The organism is Vagococcus sp. CY53-2 (assembly GCF_022604695.1).
Lineage (GTDB): Bacteria > Bacillota > Bacilli > Lactobacillales > Vagococcaceae > Vagococcus.
This window is the reverse complement of sequence record NZ_JALAHP010000005.1, coordinates 40,168-60,179: the sequence shown is the minus strand read 5'-3', so window position 1 is coordinate 60,179 and position 20,012 is coordinate 40,168. Positions and strand designations below refer to the sequence as shown.

19 protein-coding genes are annotated in these 20,012 nt (G+C 35.3%); 18 read left to right on the top strand and 1 reads right to left on the bottom strand.

The window, feature by feature from the left end:
- Nucleotides 1-36: 36 nt before the first annotated feature.
- The 14 genes from MN581_RS08035 (at nt 37) to MN581_RS07970 (ending at nt 14,325) form a co-directional block, all read left to right on the top strand.
- Nucleotides 37-1,716 carry a patatin-like phospholipase family protein gene (locus MN581_RS08035; RefSeq protein WP_241699575.1) on the top strand — a complete coding sequence of 560 codons (1,680 nt, stop codon included), beginning with the start codon at nt 37-39 and terminating at the stop codon, nt 1,714-1,716.
- A complete protein-coding gene (locus tag MN581_RS08030) occupies nt 1,713-1,931 on the top strand; it encodes a YdbC family protein (RefSeq protein WP_071456040.1) in 219 nt (72 codons plus the stop codon). Before MN581_RS08035 ends, MN581_RS08030 begins: the two co-directional genes overlap by 4 nt.
- Nucleotides 1,932-1,940: 9 nt before the next feature.
- Entirely contained in the window at nt 1,941-2,828 is an 888-nt protein-coding gene (locus MN581_RS08025; protein ID WP_241699574.1) for a YicC/YloC family endoribonuclease, read from the top strand.
- 93 nt (nt 2,829-2,921) lie between these two features.
- Nucleotides 2,922-3,536, top strand: a complete 615-nt coding sequence (gene gmk, locus MN581_RS08020; protein WP_117973496.1) for a guanylate kinase — start codon at nt 2,922-2,924, stop codon at nt 3,534-3,536.
- Between the two features lie 3 nt (nt 3,537-3,539).
- Nucleotides 3,540-3,848 carry a DNA-directed RNA polymerase subunit omega gene (gene rpoZ / locus MN581_RS08015; protein ID WP_071456043.1) on the top strand — a complete coding sequence of 103 codons (309 nt, stop codon included), beginning with the start codon at nt 3,540-3,542 and terminating at the stop codon, nt 3,846-3,848.
- A 72-nt stretch (nt 3,849-3,920) separates the two neighbouring features.
- Nucleotides 3,921-6,335 (top strand): primosomal protein N', encoded by a 2,415-nt coding sequence (gene priA / locus MN581_RS08010; protein ID WP_241699573.1) that lies wholly within the window; start codon nt 3,921-3,923, stop codon nt 6,333-6,335.
- A gap of 23 nt (nt 6,336-6,358) precedes the next feature.
- Entirely contained in the window at nt 6,359-6,850 is a 492-nt protein-coding gene (gene def / locus MN581_RS08005; RefSeq protein ID WP_117973494.1) for a peptide deformylase, read from the top strand.
- Entirely contained in the window at nt 6,843-7,787 is a 945-nt protein-coding gene (gene fmt, locus MN581_RS08000) for a methionyl-tRNA formyltransferase (protein ID WP_241699572.1), read from the top strand. Before def ends, fmt begins: the two co-directional genes overlap by 8 nt.
- Complete coding sequence (rsmB, locus tag MN581_RS07995; RefSeq protein ID WP_241699571.1) at nt 7,780-9,150, top strand: 16S rRNA (cytosine(967)-C(5))-methyltransferase RsmB; 1,371 nt, start codon at nt 7,780-7,782, stop codon at nt 9,148-9,150. The genes fmt and rsmB overlap by 8 nt, the downstream gene beginning before the upstream one ends.
- A gap of 17 nt (nt 9,151-9,167) precedes the next feature.
- A complete protein-coding gene (locus MN581_RS07990) occupies nt 9,168-9,920 on the top strand; it encodes a Stp1/IreP family PP2C-type Ser/Thr phosphatase (RefSeq protein WP_117973492.1) in 753 nt (250 codons plus the stop codon).
- Nucleotides 9,917-11,776 (top strand): Stk1 family PASTA domain-containing Ser/Thr kinase, encoded by a 1,860-nt coding sequence (pknB, locus tag MN581_RS07985; protein ID WP_117973491.1) that lies wholly within the window; start codon nt 9,917-9,919, stop codon nt 11,774-11,776. The genes MN581_RS07990 and pknB overlap by 4 nt, the downstream gene beginning before the upstream one ends.
- A 344-nt stretch (nt 11,777-12,120) precedes the next feature.
- A complete protein-coding gene (gene rsgA, locus MN581_RS07980) occupies nt 12,121-13,005 on the top strand; it encodes a ribosome small subunit-dependent GTPase A (protein WP_117973490.1) in 885 nt (294 codons plus the stop codon).
- A gap of 16 nt (nt 13,006-13,021) precedes the next feature.
- Nucleotides 13,022-13,675, top strand: coding sequence for a ribulose-phosphate 3-epimerase (rpe, locus tag MN581_RS07975; RefSeq protein WP_233519198.1), 654 nt, complete (start codon nt 13,022-13,024; stop codon nt 13,673-13,675).
- Nucleotides 13,675-14,325, top strand: coding sequence for a thiamine diphosphokinase (locus MN581_RS07970; RefSeq protein WP_117973489.1), 651 nt, complete (start codon nt 13,675-13,677; stop codon nt 14,323-14,325). Before rpe ends, MN581_RS07970 begins: the two co-directional genes overlap by 1 nt.
- A gap of 44 nt (nt 14,326-14,369) precedes the next feature.
- Here MN581_RS07970 and rpmB read toward each other — a convergent pair whose 3' ends face one another.
- Nucleotides 14,370-14,558, bottom strand: coding sequence for a 50S ribosomal protein L28 (gene rpmB / locus MN581_RS07965; RefSeq protein WP_071456053.1), 189 nt, complete (start codon nt 14,556-14,558; stop codon nt 14,370-14,372).
- Between the two features lie 218 nt (nt 14,559-14,776).
- Between rpmB and MN581_RS07960 the strand changes: the two genes are divergently transcribed.
- The 4 genes from MN581_RS07960 to plsX all read left to right on the top strand — a co-directional run bounded on the left by MN581_RS07960 (nt 14,777) and on the right by plsX (nt 20,009).
- Nucleotides 14,777-15,139, top strand: a complete 363-nt coding sequence (locus MN581_RS07960; RefSeq protein WP_071456054.1) for an Asp23/Gls24 family envelope stress response protein — start codon at nt 14,777-14,779, stop codon at nt 15,137-15,139.
- 84 nt (nt 15,140-15,223) lie between these two features.
- The gene (locus MN581_RS07955; protein WP_241699590.1) at nt 15,224-16,861 is read left to right on the top strand and encodes a DAK2 domain-containing protein; all 1,638 of its coding nucleotides are present in this window, start codon (nt 15,224-15,226) and stop codon (nt 16,859-16,861) included.
- Nucleotides 16,862-16,919: 58 nt separating this feature from the next.
- Nucleotides 16,920-18,959, top strand: coding sequence for an ATP-dependent DNA helicase RecG (gene recG / locus MN581_RS07950; RefSeq protein WP_241699570.1), 2,040 nt, complete (start codon nt 16,920-16,922; stop codon nt 18,957-18,959).
- A 45-nt stretch (nt 18,960-19,004) separates the two neighbouring features.
- Complete coding sequence (gene plsX, locus MN581_RS07945) at nt 19,005-20,009, top strand: phosphate acyltransferase PlsX (protein ID WP_117973487.1); 1,005 nt, start codon at nt 19,005-19,007, stop codon at nt 20,007-20,009.
- Nucleotides 20,010-20,012 lie beyond the last annotated feature (3 nt).

The window sequence follows — 20,012 nt, the reverse complement described above, 5'->3', positions numbered from 1 at the left end:
GATATTTGTGAAAAAAAGTGAAAAGGTGGTGATATAATGTTAAAAGAGTGGCTTCCATCAGATTTATATAAATTAAGTCGTTATCAAACTAAAGAGTGGTTACCATTTCAAAATAGTCATAAAAAAGCATTAAAAGCACTTTATAAAAATAGTCTTTCATTGCGAGATGATTATCTAGTAGTTGGATGGTATAAAGGAAATCAATTATTGGCTGTATGTGATGGTGAAATTAAGGATAATGTTTTTTGTGTAACAAATATTGTAAGTACGTCCTATTTATTTGGATTTAGTGAATGTATGATGTTGCTTGATGAGATTGCCAAGAGTCGTCTTTTATCAGAAGTGTATTTACCTGATTTTTCGGATGTTTCATTGGTCAAAAATAAATTGTTAGATTTAGGTTTTGTTAGAAAAAATCATCCCAAACCAGGGTATTATTATCACGTAAACTATCATACTGGAATTGTTTTAGGTGGTGGTGGTGCTAGAGGATCTTATCAAATAGGTGCATGGCGCGCGTTAAAAGAGTTAGGTGTTACCTATAGTATGATAAGTGGAACATCAGTAGGTGCATTAAATGGAGCGTTTATGGTACAAGGTAATTTAAATGACGCTGAAGATATGTGGCGTGATATTGCGACGAATAAAATATTAAACTTATCGCTTAATGATAAAGAAAATAAAACAAGAGAAAACTTGATTCAAGGTGTCAAAAACCTTACTTTATCCGCACTAAAAGAAAACGGCGCTGATAGCACACCTTTGTACCATATGATTGAAACGATGATTGATGAAGACCAAATGTTTGATCCAGATAAAAAACCAATTGATTTTTATTTTGTGACAACTCTTGCACCAAAAATGGAAGAGATAGTGAAGTCATTAAAAGATGTACCAAAGGATGAATTAAGTAAATGGCTATTAGCTACATCGTCATTTTACCCTGCGATGAGGGCATGTGAAATCAATGGACAGTATTATGTAGATGGTGGTTATCGTAATAATATACCTAAAGATATCTTGCTTAATCATGGAGCAAAAGAATTAATTGTAATCGATGTGAAAGGACCGGGTGTTATCAAACCTGTAAAAATCCCTCGTGATATTTGCGAGATTACGATTAGTAGTAAATGGGGATTAGGCACGGTATTATTATTTGATAAAGAACGAGCTATTTGGAATATGCAACTAGGCTATTTGGATACAATGAGAACTTTCCACCGATATGAGGGAAATTGGTATGCTCTAGAACCAAATAATTATAAAAAAGAAGCGGTGAAATTAACTAAACATTTTTTAATGTACCTTAAATCACAAGAAGCCATTAAACAGTTAGGTAAGAAAGTAACTCCTCGATGGATGGTTCAACATCATGTTCAACCAGAATTATTTGGCATTTATTTGTTAGAAGAGACTGCCCGTATATTATCGGTAGATCCTTCAAGAGTATATACTATAGATGAATTATCAGATGAAATTGTCACAGTATTTAATGAGAAAAATGATGACGTCAACGATCAAATGCTTTTATCACTTAGTGAATGGTTAGCAGATTATGTGAAACAAACTGTCCCACTGTCTGAAAAAACTGTTTTGACATATAATTATCATTTGATTGAAACAAAAGTAGAAATAATTGGTAGGCTATTTGATATTAGTTGGAAACCAGTCTTACAAGCGTTATTTATTCATTTTTTAAAGGAGAGAAAAATATGAGTCAAGAATTTTCTTATGAAATTTTGGAAGAAATTGCCGTATTATCTGAAAATAATAAAGGATGGACAAAAGAATTAAATCTTATTAGCTGGAATAATCGACCAGCAAAATTTGATTTACGTGATTGGGCGCCCAATCATGAAAAAATGGGAAAAGGCATAACGTTAACTAACGAAGAGTTTGCTGTATTAAAAGAAACTCTGACTAACATGTAGGGGTAAAATATGAAGAGTATGACAGGCTATGGGCATGGAGAATGTCAAAGAGAAGATTATCAGATAGTGGTTGAGATAAAATCAGTCAACCACCGTTTTTTAGATATACAAGTTCGTTTACCAAGAGAGTACAATCATCTTGAAATGGAGATGAAAAAAGTACTAAAAAATAAATTATCTAGAGGAAGAGTAGAATGCTTCATCACTTTAACAAAAGAAAGCTCATCTTCTAAGGAGTTAATGATTAATTGGCCTGTATTAGATAGATTAGTTCAGGATTTAGGTGATGCTGAATTTCATCGTTATAAAAAGCAACCATTTTCTGCTGAGCGATTTTTAGAAGGAGGAATATTACATCCTGCATTAATTGAAGTAGTAGAAAAAAATGATGCGACAAGTGATATTGAAGTAGATTTATTGGCAGTATTTAAGCAAGCGTTAGAAGCACTAAATGGAAGTAGACAAACTGAAGGAGAGGGAATTCAATCCTTTTTTTATGAATATGTCAACTTAATTAACCAAGAGATATCAATGATATCAAAAAAAACAGAGACCATAAAACAAGAACATTACGATAAACTGAAACAAAAAATGACTAGTTTGATGGAAGATATTCCTATTGATGAGTCTAGGTTATTAAGTGAAGTGGCTATTTTAATTGATAAGGGAGATATATCTGAAGAGTTGGATAGATTAAGTGTACATGTGAATGCCATGATGCAATTACTTAAAAAGAATGGTCCCGTTGGGAAAGAACTAGATTTTTTAATTCAAGAGATGAATCGAGAAGTCAATACAATTGGATCAAAGTCAACTAATTTAGATGTTAAATCTAGTGTGATTCAATTGAAAACGTTGATTGAACAAATTAGAGAACAAGTTCAAAATATTGAATAATTGATAAAAATTATCATAGACACTTGCAAAAATATTCTCTAGGGTGCATTATAGAAGGTAAACTAAGAAAATTGTAAGTGAGAGGACGACACGATGTCAGAACGAGGGTTACTAATTGTATTATCAGGTCCATCCGGTGTTGGAAAAGGGACAGTTAGAAAGGCGTTATTTGAAAAAGATGACAATCAATTTGAGTATTCTATTTCAATGACAACACGCCAAATGCGTCAAGGTGAAGTGGAAGGTGTAGATTATTTCTTTCGATCAAAAGAAGAATTTGAGCAATTAATATCTGAAGGAAAAATGTTAGAATATGCCGAGTATGTTGGTAATTATTATGGTACGCCATTAGATTATGTTAATCAGACATTAGATGAAGGCAAAGATGTCTTTTTAGAAATTGAAGTGCAAGGAGCCATGAAAGTCAAAGAAAAAATGCCAGATGGTGTCTTTATTTTTTTAACCCCTCCAGATTTTAGTGAATTAAAAGCACGAATCGTTAATCGTGGAACAGATGCGTTATCAGTGATAGAAAAGCGTATGTCGAAAGCAAAAGAAGAAATTGAAATGATGCGTCATTATGACTATGCTGTAGTCAACGATGAGGTTGAATTAGCAGTACAACGGATTAAAAAAATTATCGAAAGCGAACATTACCGTGTAGATCACGTGATTGATCGCTATGAAAATATGTTAAAGGAGTTATAAACTATGTTATATCCATCAATAGATTCATTATTAGAGCAAGTCGATTCAAAATATTCATTGGTTATTTTAGCAAGTAAGAGAGCTCATGAATTAGACGAAGGTGCGCAACCAATGATTGAACCAGATAAATTTGTCTCTGTCAAAAATGTCGGTCGTGCTCTTGAAGAAATCGCTGTAGGAGATGTGGTTATTGACCCAAATCCAGAGCTAAAAAGAGAATTACTTAGAAGACAAGAAGAAGAGAAAAAAGCATTAAAACGCCGTGAACATCAAGAACTTGAAGCACGTATCCAATTTGAGAAAAAAATGTAACATATAAAACCTAAGAGATAGACCTCTTGGGTTTTTTTATTCGAGTAGAATGCAAAAAAAGAAGGTGAAGAAATGCCCAAAATAGCACATGTGATAGTTGATGTTCCAACGATGCAAACAGATCAACCTTTTACTTATTTAATTCCAAATGATATGGAAGAAGCCATTGAAGTAGGTGTGAGAGTCGATGTGCCATTTGGTAATGGAAATCGTCGAATACAAGGTTTTGTTGTTGATATAGAAAGTGAAAAAGAGGTAGATAACTTAAAACCAATAAAAGCTGTTTTAGATTTACACCCTGTAGTGAATGATGAGTTGTTGCTCTTGGCTGAAGAAATGGCAAAGACGACTTTTTCATTTAAAATTACGTGTCTTCAAACGATGTTACCCAGTGTGATGCGTTCAACTTACAAAAAATGGTTAGTATCAGTGGGAGATATCCCGACTCATATTGAAGAAGAGGTGTTTTTAGGATTAGCAGAGCGTGATTGGGAAGAAATAAAGGATACCCCTTATTTGTCCGAGCTACATCGTTTGAGGCAAGAGGGAGCAGTTGATATTCGTTATGAAGTGACAACCAAAAATAAAGTTAAAACGATGAAAGTTGTGCAAGCAAACTTACCCAAAGAAACACTGCAAGACATTCAAACGCACATTAGGAAAAATGCTCATCAAAAACACAAATTATTAGATTTGTTTATTTCTGAACAAACCGGTGAATTCTCAGTAAAAGAATTAGTTGAGCATTATGACTTATCCAGACAAGTGATTAAAGAAGCAGTGGAATTAGGTTGGTTAGTACAAGATGAACGAGAAGTTTACCGAGATCCATATAAAAATCGGTTGTTTCAACAAGATGACGCATTGGTATTAAATAAAGAGCAACAAGTTGCTTTAGATGCTGTCAGCCAATCTGTTTCAGATCATCAAAATGATGTGTTCTTATTAGAAGGCATTACAGGTAGTGGAAAAACTGAAGTTTATTTACAGGCTATTTCCCATGTATTGGAAGAAGGAAAAACAGCTATTATGCTTGTTCCAGAAATCTCCCTAACTCCTCAAACCGTAACACGATTTAAACGACGCTTTGGAGATAAAGTCGCAGTGTTACATAGCGGCTTGTCTCAAGGTGAAAAATACGATGAGTGGCGAAAAATTGAGCGTAAAGAAGCACAAGTCGTCGTTGGGGCTAGGTCAGCTGTTTTTGCTCCACTAGAAAATATCGGGTTAATTATTATTGATGAGGAACATGAAACAAGTTATAAACAAGATGAATCACCGAGGTATCATGCTAGAAACTTAGCAATTTGGCGAGGAGAGTATCATCGCTGTCCAGTGTTACTTGGAAGTGCGACGCCATCTTTAGAATCACGAGCAAGGGCACAAAAAAATGTGTATCACTTGTTGCAGTTAACCAAACGAGCTTCGGATAATGCTATTTTACCAACTGTATCAGTGGTAGACATGCGACGTGAGTTGAAACAAGGTGTCACAGGTAGTTTTTCAACATCTTTATTAAATGAATTGACTGAGCGTCTAGAGAAAAAAGAGCAGTCGGTCTTGATGTTAAATCGTCGTGGGTATTCTTCCTTTATGATGTGTCGAGATTGTGGTTACGTGTTGCCTTGTCCAAACTGTGATATCTCATTAACGCTTCACATGGATACAAAATCAATGAAGTGTCATTATTGCGGCCATGAAGAAGGTATTCCACAATGTTGCCCAATTTGTGATAGTAAAAAAATTCGTTATTATGGAACAGGGACACAAAAAGTCGAAGAAGAATTGCAACAATTATTACCAGATGCTAGAATTTTGCGCATGGATGTTGATACAACACGTAAAAAGGGAAGTCACGAACGATTATTACAAAAATTCGAAGCCAAAGAAGCAGATATTTTACTTGGCACACAAATGATAGCAAAAGGGCTCGATTTTCCAAATGTGACGTTAGTTGGTGTGTTAAACGCAGATACAGCATTAAATCTACCTGATTTTCGTTCAAGTGAGCGGACGTTTCAGTTATTAACACAAGTAAGTGGTCGTGCCGGACGTGGAGAAAAACTAGGTCAAGTGATTATTCAAACCTTTAACCCAGAACATTACGCGATTACTTTAGCAAAAAATCAGCATTACGAAGCATTTTATCAGCATGAGATGAATTTGCGAAGACAAGGGAAATACCCACCTTACTATTACACCGTACAACTTGTGGTGAGCCATGAAGAAGAGCTTCAAGCAGCAAAAAAAATGCACGAGATAGCAAATAAAATCAAACAAGCCTTAACCCCACAAGCCGTCATTTTAGGTCCAACACCAAAACCAATGGCAAGGATGAATCGTCGTTACTTTTATCAAACGGTGATAAAATATCGATTTGAAGAAAATTTAGGGCGAGTACTAGAAGAAATATTACAAGAGAGTCAAAAAGATATTAGAAGCGGCTTGCGCGTTAGTATCGATATGGAACCACAGCATTTTATTTAGTGCTTAAAATAAAGGAGTTTGACATGAGAGACATAATAAAATATCCTAACACTGTATTAACTACCCCGACAAAAAAAGTGACAGAAATTGATGATGAGTTGATAGATTTATTAGATGAAATGCATGCCATTATGCTTGAAAAGGATGGAATAGGACTTGCAGCTAACCAAGTTGGCGTGTCATCTCGAGTGGCTATTGTCCATATAGATGACGAATCAGGTATCTTTGAGATGATTAATCCAGAAATTATAAAAAAATCAGGAAAAACCATCGATGTCGAAGGGTGTTTAAGCTTTCCGGAAGTTTATGGAACAGTGGAGAGATTTGATGATATTACAGTGAGATTTGTTGACAGAGAAGGATATGAAGTTGAGGTTGAGGCCTCAGATTATTTATCGCGTGTGATGCAGCATGAGATAGAACATTTGGATGGTGGGCTATTTATTGATAAAATAATAAAAAGGCTATCACCAGATGAATTAATTGATTACATGGAGGAACATGGTTATGACTAAAATAGTATTTATGGGAACACCGGCGTTTTCAGTGCCAATTTTAGAAGGATTAGTGAGTGAAGGGTATGATGTGGTTGGCGTTGTAACTCAACCAGATAGACCAGTTGGAAGAAAACGTGTGTTAACTCCGCCTCCAGTAAAGCAAGCAGCTCTTGATTTAAAATTACCAGTATATCAACCAGAAAAAATCAGTCAATCAGCTGAATTAGAAGAGATTATCGCGCTTAATCCAGATTTAATCGTCACGGCAGCATTTGGTCAATTTTTACCTGAACGCTTGTTAAGGACTCCTAAATTTGGTGCGATTAATGTCCATGCATCATTGTTACCAAAGTATCGTGGAGGAGCACCTGTTCACTATTCAATCATCAATGGTGACAAAGAAACTGGTGTCACGATTATGGAAATGATTAAAAAAATGGATGCAGGAGATATTTTAGCACAAGAAGCGATCCCGATTTTAGGAACAGATGATGTTGGAAGTATGTTTGATAAATTAAGTCTTTTAGGCAAGGAATTGTTATTAAAAACATTGCCAGATTTATTAGCTAACAAGATGACACCAACGCCACAAGATGAATCACTGGTCAGTTTTTCTCCAAATATTTCACGTGAAGAAGAAAGAATTGATTGGAATAAAACAGCTCAAGAAATCGACTGCCAAGTTAGAGGCATGCGCCCATGGCCAGTAGCTTACGCAATGTATCAAGATAAGAGATGGAAAATGTGGGATGTAACCCCATTGCCAGAAAAAACAACAGATAAATCGCCAGGGACAATTATTTTAAAAGATAAGCATTGTTTGCAAGTAGCATGTGGTAAGTCGAGTGTTTTACAATTAAATACTATCCAACCAGCAGGAAAGGGTCGATTAAATGTGACAGATTTTCTAAATGGTGTCGGAAAAACAGTGGAAGTAGGAGACATTCTTGAGTAAACAAAAACAAGTACCGAAGCACATTAAACATACAGCTCGTTATACGGCGCTAGAACTTTTAACAAAAATTGCGAACAATCAAGCCTATTCAAACGTTTTAATCAATGAATCCATTAAACGTCATCAACTCTCTGATAAAGATGCTCGTTTAATGACAGAGATTGTTTATGGCACAATTAGTCGCAAACTAACATTAGAGTATTACCTTGCTCCTTTTATCAAAAAAGCAAAAAAGGTCGATACATGGGTGAAAGAATTATTGTGTCTATCTATATATCAAATGATTTATTTAGATAAAGTACCAGAATATAGCATTTTTAATGACGCTGTGACCATTGCTAAAGCAAAAGGAAATCCAGGCATTGGAAAATTTGTTAATGGTGTATTGCGTAACATTCAACGTCACGGAGTGCCTTCTTTAGATAAGATTAAAGATGAAGTAGAACGTTTATCCATTGAAATTAGTATGCCTTTATGGTTAACTAAACGTTTGATAGATGATATTGGATTTGAAGAGACAAAACAACTAGGAGAATCACTTTTGACACCAAGTCATGTGAGTGCACGAATAGATACACGAGTCATTGCAAGAGATGAAGCCATAAATGTGTTGTGTGAAGAAGGATTAGACGTAGAAGAAAGTCAGGTCTCACCTTATGGAGTCGTTGCTAAAAAAGGATTTTTAGCAAGTAGCTCATTGTTTAAAGAAGGAAAAATGACCATTCAAGATGAAAGTTCTATGTTAGTTGCACCAAGTATGCAAATCAATGCAAATGATACTGTGTTAGATGCCTGTGCAGCACCTGGTGGGAAGACGACACATATCGCGACTTTTTTAGAAGCGGATAAAGGCGGAAAAGTCATTTCATTAGACATTCATCAACACAAAATAAAATTGATCAAGTCAAATGCGGAAAGATTACATGTTGAAGATGTTGTTGAGGCGATATTACTAGATGCAAGAGAAGTGAAAAATAATTTTCCAGATGATTATTTTGACCGTGTCTTAATTGACGCACCGTGTTCTGGATTAGGATTATTACGTCGAAAACCAGACATTAAATACCATAAAACTCCCGAAGATTTTATGAATTTACAACGGATTCAATTGGAAATTTTAGAAAGTATTGTGCCAAAAGTAGCACAATGGGGTATAATTACATATAGCACATGTACATTGACTCATGAAGAAAATAAAGATGTGGTAGCGATATTTTTAAACAAACATCCTGAATTTGAGCTAATAGATGTTTTAGAAGCAGCGCATTTATCTAAGAGCTATCATGATAAACAGTTGCAGTTGTACCCACATCATTATCACACAGATGGATTTTTTATCAGTTGTTTTAGACGAAAAGCATAGATTAAGGGAGTGTAAGCATGCAAATTGAATTCCAAACGAGTGTAGGACGTAAAAGAAAAAATAATCAAGATACAGTTGGTGTTTATCAAAATAAAAAAGACATTACATTAGCGATTGTCGCAGATGGAATGGGAGGACACCAAGCTGGAGATACAGCAAGTTATCTTGCCGTTACTGGATTAGGCGAAGTTTGGGAAGAAACCATGTTAACTCAAAAAGACGAGGTATGTGAGTGGTTAGTTTCTCACATTCAAGAAGAAAATACACGAATTTTTGATAAAGGCAGTACCAATCCAGAGATGTTTGGGATGGGTACGACTATTGTATCAACTGTTATTTTAGAAAAAGAATTAATTTTAGCACATGTAGGTGATAGCCGAGCTTATATTGTGAGGAATCAGGAAATTAAACAATTGACTGAAGATCATTCGCTGGTTAATGAACTAATTAAAACAGGTGAAATATCTGTTGAAATGGCTCAAAATCATCCGAAAAAAAATATTTTAGTAAGATCAATTGGCGTACCAGGTGAAGTTGAAGTTGATATATCACTGATCAATTGTCAGGAAAAAGATATAATTTTATTATGTTCAGATGGGTTAACTAATATGTTATCTAATGAAGATATTAAAATGATTATGTCAAATGGCAAGTCACTGAATAGTCGGGTTAATGAGTTAATCGAACAAGCAAATGAAGCTGGCGGAACAGATAATATTACTGTGCTACTGATAGACTTTGATGATGAGTTACAGGAGGATACACCATGATAAATATAGGGACAAAAATAGGGGAACGCTATGAAATAATAGGGAATATTGGTAGTGGTGGAATGGCAAATGTTTATTTGGCACGTGATTTGATTTTAAATCGTGAAGTGGCAATTAAAGTATTACGTTTCGATTTTCAAGATGATCAAAATGCGATTCGACGGTTTCAACGTGAAGCTCTTGCCGCAACAGAAATGGTTCATCCTAATATTGTTAGTGTGTATGATGTAGGAGAAGAAAATGGCATGCAATATATTGTCATGGAATATGTTCGAGGAACTGACTTAAAACATTATATTCGCAATTATTCTCCTATCCCATTAGATACAGTCGTTTACATGATGGAACAGATTTTATCAGCAGTGTCTTTGGCACATGAACATGGTATTATTCATAGAGACTTAAAACCACAAAATGTTTTAGTTGATGAACAAGGAAATGTAAAGATTACAGATTTTGGGATTGCGATTGCTCTATCAGAAACATCATTGACTCAAACTAATACATTGCTCGGGTCAGTACATTACCTGTCACCAGAACAAGCAAGAGGTGGTATGTCAACAAGACAATCTGACATTTATGCATTAGGGATTATTTTATATGAGTTATTGACAGGAACTGTACCGTTTGAGGGGGAATCGGCTGTTTCAATAGCTTTGAAACATTTTCAAAAAGACGTTCCATCTGTTCGACAATATAACCCTAATATTCCACAGGCATTGGAAAATGTGGTGCTCCATGCTACAGCAAAAGAAATTTCAGATCGATATAAAACAGTAAATGACATGTATTCTGATTTAAGTACATCCTTAAGTCCAGAAAGAGCAAATGAACCAATCTATACACCAAGCTCTATGACAGATGAAACGATTATGTTAACACCTGTAAAAGAACCCGATCCAATCGTTTCAAAGATACCTTTGAAAGAATCTGAACTAGATTTATCTGAAGAAGAAAAACCAAAGAAAAAGTCTTCGTCTAAAAGAAATAAGGTTATTTTTAGTCTCCTTGCTATCTTGGTGGCGATTGGCGTGGGATTATTTGCATTAGGGACACGACAAGATGAGGTAGAAATCCCTGATGTCGAAAATATGTCACAGACAGAAGCTATCAATGCATTAGATGCAAAAAAAATAAAAGTTAATTCGAAAATAGAAAAAGTGTCAGATGATAAAATAGCAGAAGGTAATGTTGTTAAGACACAACCGCCAATTGGCACCCGAGTCAAAAAAAAATCTGAAGTAACTTTGTATGTAAGTAAAGGTAAGCAGACTGTTTCGATGATTGAAGTGGAAGGATTAGCTTCTAATAAGGCAAAAAAAGCCTTATTAGAGTTAGGTTTTAAAGAAGACAATATACTTGAGAAAAACGAGTCATCGAATGAAGTGGAAAAAGATACTGTTATTTCTCAAAGTATTAAGCAAGGAACAGATATTGTTCCTGAGAACGAGACAATCACCTTAACAATTAGCAAAGGACCAGACAACTTTTCTTTAGCTTATTTAGCGGGTTATACTAGGGATCAAGTTCTTCGTTATATTGATAGCGAAGGATTAATCCTTCAAGGTGAATCGCAAGAATACAGTGCGACTGTTCCACAAGGTCAGGTTATTTATACATCTCCTGCTGGTGGAACACCTGTTAAAAAAGGTGATTATATTCAAGTTGTTTACTCAATGGGTCCAGAACCAGTTAAAACTCAACCAAGTAGTTCAACGACGTCTTCAAGTGAAACCACTGAATCAAGTGAAACGACTCAGAGTTCAGAACCTGAAAACGAAGAAAATCATAATAATCACAATAAAGGTAGTAACACCAAACCTAGTCAAAGTGAGCCAAAAGATAAAAAAGATTAATGAAAAATACCCAAGAGTAAAAGGTCGTAACAACCTATCTCTTGGGTATTTTTTATTGATTAAACTAATTTTCTTCTGAGAATAAAAGTACCTACACTAGTAATAATGGTAGAAGCACCTAAAAGTATAAGTGATTGTGAATGGCTATCTGACGTTTTTAGTAAAGTTTTATTAGGATTTCTTGGCTTTTCTGAAGACGAATTTGATGTTGTGACGGCTTTTATATTTACTGTAATGTCAGTGGGGTTTTCTATTAAGTGTTATTATGCTATATTTTTTCTTAAATAAAAGTGAAATATGGTACAATAACCCTAGAATGATATGACTACTAAAGGAGGAAATAAATGCCTAAAGGACAGATATGTAAAGCATTAAGCGGGTTTTATTACATTGATTATAAAGGTAAACGTTATCAAACACGAGCACGAGGTAATTTTAGAAATCGAAATATTACACCACTTGTCGGAGATTGGGTAGAATTTGAGAGTACAAATGAAACAGACGGTTATATTTTAGATGTTTATGAGCGTAAAAATGATTTAGTTAGACCACCAGTCGCTAATATTGATCAGGGCGTTGTCGTATCAAGCTGTGTTGAACCTAATTTTTCAACGAATCTTTTAGATCGCTTTTTAGTTACTCTATCTGAAAAAGACATCGACCCGATTATTTATGTGACTAAAATGGATTTAGCCAATGAAGAAGAACGTAATCATATAGCAGTCATTCAAACAGAATATGAAAAAATAGGCTATCCTGTTTTATTAGCTGAAAAAAACTCATTAGAGGATTTAACGCGTTTTTTTAAAGACAAACTAACTGTGTTTATGGGACAATCAGGTGCAGGTAAGTCGACTTTGTTAAATCAATTATCACCAGATTTATCATTAAAAGTAGGAGAGATTTCCGAAAGTTTGGGACGTGGTCGCCATACAACGAGACATGTTGAACTGATTGATTTATTTGGCGGATTAGTAGCAGATACTCCTGGTTTTAGTTCAATTGATTTCTTAGAAATGACATTGGATGAATTGCCGAAACGTTTTCCAGAATTTGTTGAAGCGTCAGTTTACTGTAAATTTAGAGAATGCAAACATCGTCATGAACCAAAATGTGAAGTGAAAAGAAGAGTTGAAATAGGTGAAATATTATCTAGTCGATATGATCACTATTTACAATTTTATGATGAGATTGATAACCGAAAACCAGTATATAAAAAAAATAAATAAAAGTGAGGAAAAAACTATGGTAAAGATAGCACCATCAATATTAAGTGCAGATTTTTCAAAATTGGGAGAAGATGTTAAACGTGTTGATAAAGCAGGAGCAGATTATATTCACATTGATGTCATGGATGGCCAGTTTGTTCCCAATATTACATTTGGTCCGGCACTTATTTCATCTATTAGACCAGTCACTGATTTAGTGTTTGACGTACATTTGATGATGGTTGAACCAGAGCGTTTTATTGAAGAGTTTGCTAAGATAGGATCTGATATTATTACCGTACATGCTGAAAGTACGAAACATTTACACCGTGTCATTCAACAAATTAAAGCAAGTGGTGTAAAAGCAGGAGTTGTCATTAACCCAGGAACACCAGTTGAGATGATTAAGCCTGTTTTATCAATGGTTGATTTAGTCTTAGTAATGACAGTTAACCCAGGATTTGGTGGTCAAAAATTCATCTCAGAATGTTTAGATAAAGTAAGTGAACTAGCAGAGTTACGACAAGCTAAAGGATACACTTATGAAATTGAAGTTGACGGTGGCGTGGATGATAAGACTGCAAAAGAATGTGTTGAAGCAGGAGCAGATGTGTTAGTGGCCGGATCATATGTTTATAAATATGATGATGTCGCTGAGCCGATTAAAAAATTAAAAGAAGCAGGTAAGTAATGAAAAAGTCGGTTATTGTGTTGGCCGGTAGTGATAAATCATTATGGCCAAGCATGGATAGATTTGATGAAGCAAGTCATATTATTGGGGTTGATAGGGGAGCTTACGAAGGTGTTCGTCATGGGTTATCTGTTGATGTGGCGGTAGGTGATTTTGACTCACTAAGTTCTGAAGAACTGTCTTATGTTAAAGAACATGTAGAAAAAGTGACACAATACCCAGCTGAAAAAGATGAAACGGATACTGAAATTGGTATTTCTGTCGCTAGTGAACTATCAGAAGACGCTAAAATCATCCTAATAGGTGGTACTGGCGGGCGAATAGATCATTTTCTAGCTAATCTATGGTTGCCATTGCAAGATCGCTTTAAATCAGTCGCTACAAGGCTTGTGATAAAAGACAATCAAAATACGATTTCTTATTTTCTGCCAGGAGATTATACAATTGAAAAAGAGCCAGATAAAAAATATTTAGCATATGTTTGTTTAACACCTATGACACATTTATCGTTATATGATGCGAAGTATCGTTTAGATGATGTTGATGTGATGCAACCAACTTCCTATGCAAGTAATGAATTCATTGGTAAAACAACAAGATTTTCATTTTCAAGTGGCATGATGTGTGTCATTCAATCTAAAGACAAATAAAAAAAGCAGCCTCTAGTTAGGTTGCTTTTTTAATATCTATTTTATTAAACGCGTTCAACTTTACCAGATTTCAAAGCACGAGCAGAAACCCAAACTTTTTTTGGTTTACCGTCAACTAAAATACGAACTTTTTGAAGATTAGCTCCCCAAGTACGTTTAGATGCGTTCATTGCGTGAGAACGGTTGTTACCAGTTCTTGCTTTACGACCAGTTATATAACATTGTTTTGCCATGATATTCCCTCCTTTGCTTTGCTGGCATTTTTACGATTCTATTAATCATACTAAAACAATTTATCATAAAAAGAAACAAAAAGCAATAAAAAATATGATAAAGTTACAATAAAAGCGATGTTATAAGCGTTTAAAGATAATTATTCTTTAATAAAAATCGTGTTTATGATAAACTAAAGAATGATAATGGGTAATACTGACTTTGAGGAGGTAGTAAAATGGCTGTAAAAATTAAAACACAAGCTGGAACCATTGAAATTTCAAATGATGTTATAGCAACAGTTGTCGGTGGTGCTGCCACAGATATTTACGGGATTGTTGGTATGGCAAGCAAAAATCAAATTAAAGACAATTTAAATGATATTTTAGGTAAAGAAAACTATTCTCGTGGGGTAGTAGTACGCCAAGAAGAAAACGGTGTAGCAGTGGATGTGTACATCATGGTAAGTTACGGAACAAAAATTTCTGAAGTAAGTCGTAATGTGCAAGAAAAAGTCAAATACAATCTTGAAACAATGCTTGGCGTTGTTGCAAACTCAGTAAATGTTTTTATACAAGGCGTGCGTGTGCAACCTGAATAAAATCATGTGCTATTAAGTGTTAAACATACGAGGAGGAACATTTTAGTGGAACTAAAAGCAATCAACGGAGGGCAATTTCAAGCAATGGTACAAGTTGGAGCCAATAGACTGAACCAAAACGCCGAATTTGTCAATTCTTTAAATGTTTTCCCGGTACCAGATGGTGACACGGGAACAAATATGGATTTATCGATGACTAGTGGAGCAAAAGCTGTTAGAGAGGCAACAACGGAACATGCTGGAGAATTAGCTGCAATCTTATCTAAAGGCCTTTTAATGGGTGCACGTGGTAACTCTGGCGTTATCTTGTCACAATTATTCAGAGGATTCTCAAAAAAAATTGAAGATAAAGAAGAATTAAACGCACAAGACTTAGCAGATGCGTTTAAAAATGGTGTAGAAGTTGCGTATAAAGCAGTGATGAAACCTGTTGAAGGAACAATTTTAACTGTCTCTAGAGGTGCTGCGATTGCCGCTGAGAAAAAAGCAAAAGAGAGTGATGATGCATTAGAAGTCATGGAAGCTGCTCTAAAAGGTGCTAAAAAAGCGTTAGCTAAAACACCTGATATGTTGCCTGTCTTAAAAGAAGTTGGTGTTGTCGATAGTGGTGGACAAGGACTTGTTTTTATCTATGAAGGTTTCGTTGAGTCTTTATCTGGCAAAGTAGTTGAAAGTGAAATTTATCAACCATCACCAGCTCAAATGGAAGAGATGGTTAATGCTGAACATCATCGTAGTGTTCAAAGCCATATGTCAACTGAAGACATTAAATTTGGCTACTGTACAGAAATTATGGTAAAAATTGGTGAAGGACCAACAGTTGATAGTACGTTTGATTATGACACATTTAGAAATTACTTAAATGAAATTGGTGATTCATTATTAGTTGTAGCCGATGATGAAATCATCAAAGTTCATGTTCATACAGAGCAACCTGGTAAAGTCATGAATTATGGTCAAAAATTTGGTTCATTAATCAAAATTAAAGTAGATAACATGCGCTTGCAACACGAATCATTACTTGACACTCCAAGTGCACCAGTTGCAGAAGAACCAAAAGAAAAAGTACCTTATGGTATTATTTCAATTGCTGCTGGTAAAGGAGTTCAAGACTTGTTTAGTAGCATGGGTGTTAATCATGTGATTAGTGGTGGACAAACAATGAATCCAAGTACAGAAGATATTATGTTAGCAATCCAATCAGTGAACGCTGAAAACGTGATTATCTTACCTAATAATAAAAATATCTTCATGGCAGCTGATCAAGCAGCAGAAGTCAGTGATGTGCCAACAATCGTGATTCCATCGAAAACAATTTCTCAAGGAATGACGGCACTATTAGGATTTAATGATCAAGTATCACTTGAAGAAAACCAAAAAAACATGTTAGAAATGCTTGATGGTGTAACAAGCGGTCAAGTCACTACGGCTATTCGTGACACAAGCATTGATGGCGTTGAAATTAAAACAGACGATAACTTGGGCATGGTTGAAGGAAAAATTGTGGTATCAACTCCAAGTCGTTTTGATGCATGTTTAGAAACATTAAAACAAATGATTGATGATGACACTGAAATTGTGACAATCTTAATTGGAGAAGATGGAACAAATGAAGAAGCATCATTATTAGAAGAAGCGTTGCTTGAAATGGATAGTGATTTAGAAGTTGAGATTCACCAAGGAGATCAACCAGTTTATCCATATCTATTTGCAGCTGAATAAGATAAAAAAGTCAAACATTGGTTTGACTTTTTTTAACAGTTAAAAAGGAGGAGTCAAAGTGAAACAGTTAAGTGATAGTATCGCGACACTTAATGGTGTTGGTCCAAAGCGTGTGGAGACGCTCAAAACATTACACATAGAAACGATTAATGATTTACTGACACATTATCCGTTTCGCTATGACGATATCCAAGAAAAAAAGTTAGAAGAAATTAGTGACCAAGAAAAAGTAGTCTTAAAAGGTATTGCCCTTTCTGATGGGGTAGTCAATTACTATGGGCATAAAAAAAGCCGTTTAGTTTTTCGAATGATGGTGGAGCAAGCTGTTATAACTGTGACGTTTTTCAATCAACCCTTTTTAAAAAATAAAATTCGTTCGTCAGAAGAAATTGCCATTTTTGGTAAATGGGATGCAAAGAGAAAGTCGTTAACAGGTCTAAAAATAATGGCGACACAGCAGCAAGAAGAAGAGTTTACTCCCATTTATAGTGTGAATAAACATATCAAACAACAAACACTGGTTCAACTGATTAAACAGGGGTTTGAAGGGTACGGTGAGTTGGTTGAAGAAAACTTACCAGATTATTTATTGGACAAATATAAGCTGATGCCTAAACAACAAGCTGTTAGAGCGATGCATTTTCCAGAATCAATTGAAGAAAATCGTTTAGCCAAAAGGCGATTAGCTTTTGAAGAATTTTTCTTATTCCAATTAAAGATGATTCAATTAAAGGAGGAAGAAACAGCCAAAGAACACGGCAATCCTATTTTATATGATGTGGATGAGTTGAAACAGTTTATTAAGACATTACCGTTTGAATTAACGAATGCTCAAAAACGAGTTGTCAACGAAATTTGTGCTGACATGAGAAGTCCTTATCATATGCATCGCTTACTGCAAGGAGATGTTGGTAGCGGGAAAACGATGGTGGCAGCGCTGGCTTTATTTGCAGCCCACACGGCATCCTATCAAGGAGCGTTGATGGTACCAACCGAAATTTTAGCAGAACAACATATGGAAAGTCTAAGTGAATTGTTTGAAAATACGCCAGTTAGAGTATCATTATTAACAGGTTCGACAAAGACCAAAGCACGTCGACAAATTTTAACCGAATTAGCAGAAGGTGATATTGATATTTTAGTTGGGACACATGCCTTAATCCAAGAAGAAGTTCAATTCAAAAATTTAGGTCTTGTCATCACAGATGAGCAACATCGTTTTGGTGTGAATCAGCGAAAAATATTACGAGAAAAAGGCAATCATCCAGATGTGTTGTTTATGACAGCGACACCAATACCTAGAACGTTGGCCATCACAGCTTATGGCGAAATGGATGTGTCGATTATTGATGAGTTACCAGCCGGACGAAAACCCATCGAAACACGTTGGGCCTTGCCAAAACAATTGGATAGTATTTTAGCAACTATGCGTGAGTTACTAAAACAAGGACAACAAGCGTATGTGATTTGTCCGTTGATTGAAGAGTCAGAGATGCTAGATGTAAAAAATGCAACGGAAATTTACGAACACTTATCAGCCTCTTTCTCTCCGACGTATCATGTTGATTTATTACATGGAAAGATGAAGGCTGATGAAAAAGACGCTATCATGCAAAAATTTAAAGACAATGACACACAAGTATTGGTTTCAACAACTGTTATTGAGGTTGGAGTAAATGTCCCAAATGCCACGATGATGGTTATTATTGATGCTGATCGTTTTGGTTTAGCCCAGCTTCATCAGTTACGTGGACGTGTTGGACGTGGGAAAAAAGCGTCTTATTGTGTGTTGATAGCTAATCCAAAGAGTGAGCAAGGTAAAGAGCGAATGAAAATCATGACTGAAACGACAGATGGTTTTGTATTGAGTCAAAAAGATTTGGAAATGCGAGGTCCTGGAGACTTTTTCGGCGCCAAACAATCTGGTTTGCCTGAATTTAAAGTGGGGGATATGGTAGCTGATTTTATTATGTTAGAAACAGCAAGAGAAGAAGCCATCAGTCTTTGGAAAACGCCTGATTGGGTACAGGATAAATCGTTTGTACCATTAGCTAAGAGTATCAAGAGCACAACATATCAATTAAATCATTTAGATTAACATGATATAATGAATGTAAATTGTAAAAAAGTGAGGAAATCAATCATGAAAATAGCGGTAGATGCTATGGGTGGAGACAACGCGCCAAAAGCAATTGTTGAAGGTGTGATGTTAGCCAAAAAAGATTTTCCAGATATTGAATTTTTATTATTTGGAAAAGAATCAGCCATTAAAGAATATGTGACAGACGATAAAAATATTACGATTATTCACACAGATGAAAAAATAGAAAGTGATGATGAGCCAGTTAGAGCGATTCGACGAAAAAAACAAGCATCAATGGTTTTAGCAGCTCAAGCTGTTAAAGAAAAACAAGCAGACGCGTTGTTTTCTGCAGGTAATACAGGTGCTCTTTTAGCAGCTGGGCTATTTATTGTGGGACGTATCAAACAAGTGGAGCGACCAGGCTTGATGACAACGATGCCAGTTTTTACAGGTGAAAAAGGGGCTGGATTTGATTTTATTGATATGGGAGCAAATGCTGATAATAAGCCAGAACATTTGTTAACGTATGGTATTTTAGCGTCTTATTATGCCAGTCAAGTTCGTGCCGTGAAAAATCCTCGTGTCGGTCTTTTAAACAATGGGACGGAAGATACTAAAGGAAGCGAGCTAACGAAAAAAGCATTTGAATTATTAAAAGAAGAACCAAGTTTAAATTTTGTCGGAAATGTTGAAGCAAGAGATTTATTTAATGGTGTCGCAGATGTGGTTGTGACAGATGGGTTTACTGGAAATGCCGTGTTAAAATCCATTGAAGGAACAGCTCAAGCTATTATGAGTAATTTAAAATCATCAATTTTAGATAGTGGATTAAAAGGCAAAATGGGCGCATTGCTATTAAAAGATAGCTTAAAAGAATTAAAACAAAAAATGGACTACTCAAATCATGGCGGAGCTGTCTTGTTTGGTGTCAAAGCACCTGTTGTTAAAACACATGGCTCAACAGGACCAGATGCGGTGAGACACACAATTAGACAAATCCATACGATGCTTGAAAAAGATGTAGTAAATAATTTAGTTGCTTATTTTGATGAGCATCAAGCATAGACA

What these genes read in the sequence shown, in the direction of transcription:
- MN581_RS08035 (WP_241699575.1), top strand. Translation starts at nt 37, where the DNA reads ATGTTAAAAGAGTGGCTTCCATCAGATTTATATAAATTAAGTCGTTAT.
- MN581_RS08030 (WP_071456040.1), top strand. Translation starts at nt 1,713, where the DNA reads ATGAGTCAAGAATTTTCTTATGAAATTTTGGAAGAAATTGCCGTATTA.
- MN581_RS08025 (WP_241699574.1), top strand. Translation starts at nt 1,941, where the DNA reads ATGAAGAGTATGACAGGCTATGGGCATGGAGAATGTCAAAGAGAAGAT.
- gmk (WP_117973496.1), top strand. Translation starts at nt 2,922, where the DNA reads ATGTCAGAACGAGGGTTACTAATTGTATTATCAGGTCCATCCGGTGTT.
- rpoZ (WP_071456043.1), top strand. Translation starts at nt 3,540, where the DNA reads ATGTTATATCCATCAATAGATTCATTATTAGAGCAAGTCGATTCAAAA.
- priA (WP_241699573.1), top strand. Translation starts at nt 3,921, where the DNA reads ATGCCCAAAATAGCACATGTGATAGTTGATGTTCCAACGATGCAAACA.
- def (WP_117973494.1), top strand. Translation starts at nt 6,359, where the DNA reads ATGAGAGACATAATAAAATATCCTAACACTGTATTAACTACCCCGACA.
- fmt (WP_241699572.1), top strand. Translation starts at nt 6,843, where the DNA reads ATGACTAAAATAGTATTTATGGGAACACCGGCGTTTTCAGTGCCAATT.
- MN581_RS07990 (WP_117973492.1), top strand. Translation starts at nt 9,168, where the DNA reads ATGCAAATTGAATTCCAAACGAGTGTAGGACGTAAAAGAAAAAATAAT.
- pknB (WP_117973491.1), top strand. Translation starts at nt 9,917, where the DNA reads ATGATAAATATAGGGACAAAAATAGGGGAACGCTATGAAATAATAGGG.
- rsgA (WP_117973490.1), top strand. Translation starts at nt 12,121, where the DNA reads ATGCCTAAAGGACAGATATGTAAAGCATTAAGCGGGTTTTATTACATT.
- rpe (WP_233519198.1), top strand. Translation starts at nt 13,022, where the DNA reads ATGGTAAAGATAGCACCATCAATATTAAGTGCAGATTTTTCAAAATTG.
- MN581_RS07970 (WP_117973489.1), top strand. Translation starts at nt 13,675, where the DNA reads ATGAAAAAGTCGGTTATTGTGTTGGCCGGTAGTGATAAATCATTATGG.
- rpmB (WP_071456053.1), bottom strand. Translation starts at nt 14,558, where the DNA reads ATGGCAAAACAATGTTATATAACTGGTCGTAAAGCAAGAACTGGTAAC.
- MN581_RS07960 (WP_071456054.1), top strand. Translation starts at nt 14,777, where the DNA reads ATGGCTGTAAAAATTAAAACACAAGCTGGAACCATTGAAATTTCAAAT.
- MN581_RS07955 (WP_241699590.1), top strand. Translation starts at nt 15,224, where the DNA reads ATGGTACAAGTTGGAGCCAATAGACTGAACCAAAACGCCGAATTTGTC.
- plsX (WP_117973487.1), top strand. Translation starts at nt 19,005, where the DNA reads ATGAAAATAGCGGTAGATGCTATGGGTGGAGACAACGCGCCAAAAGCA.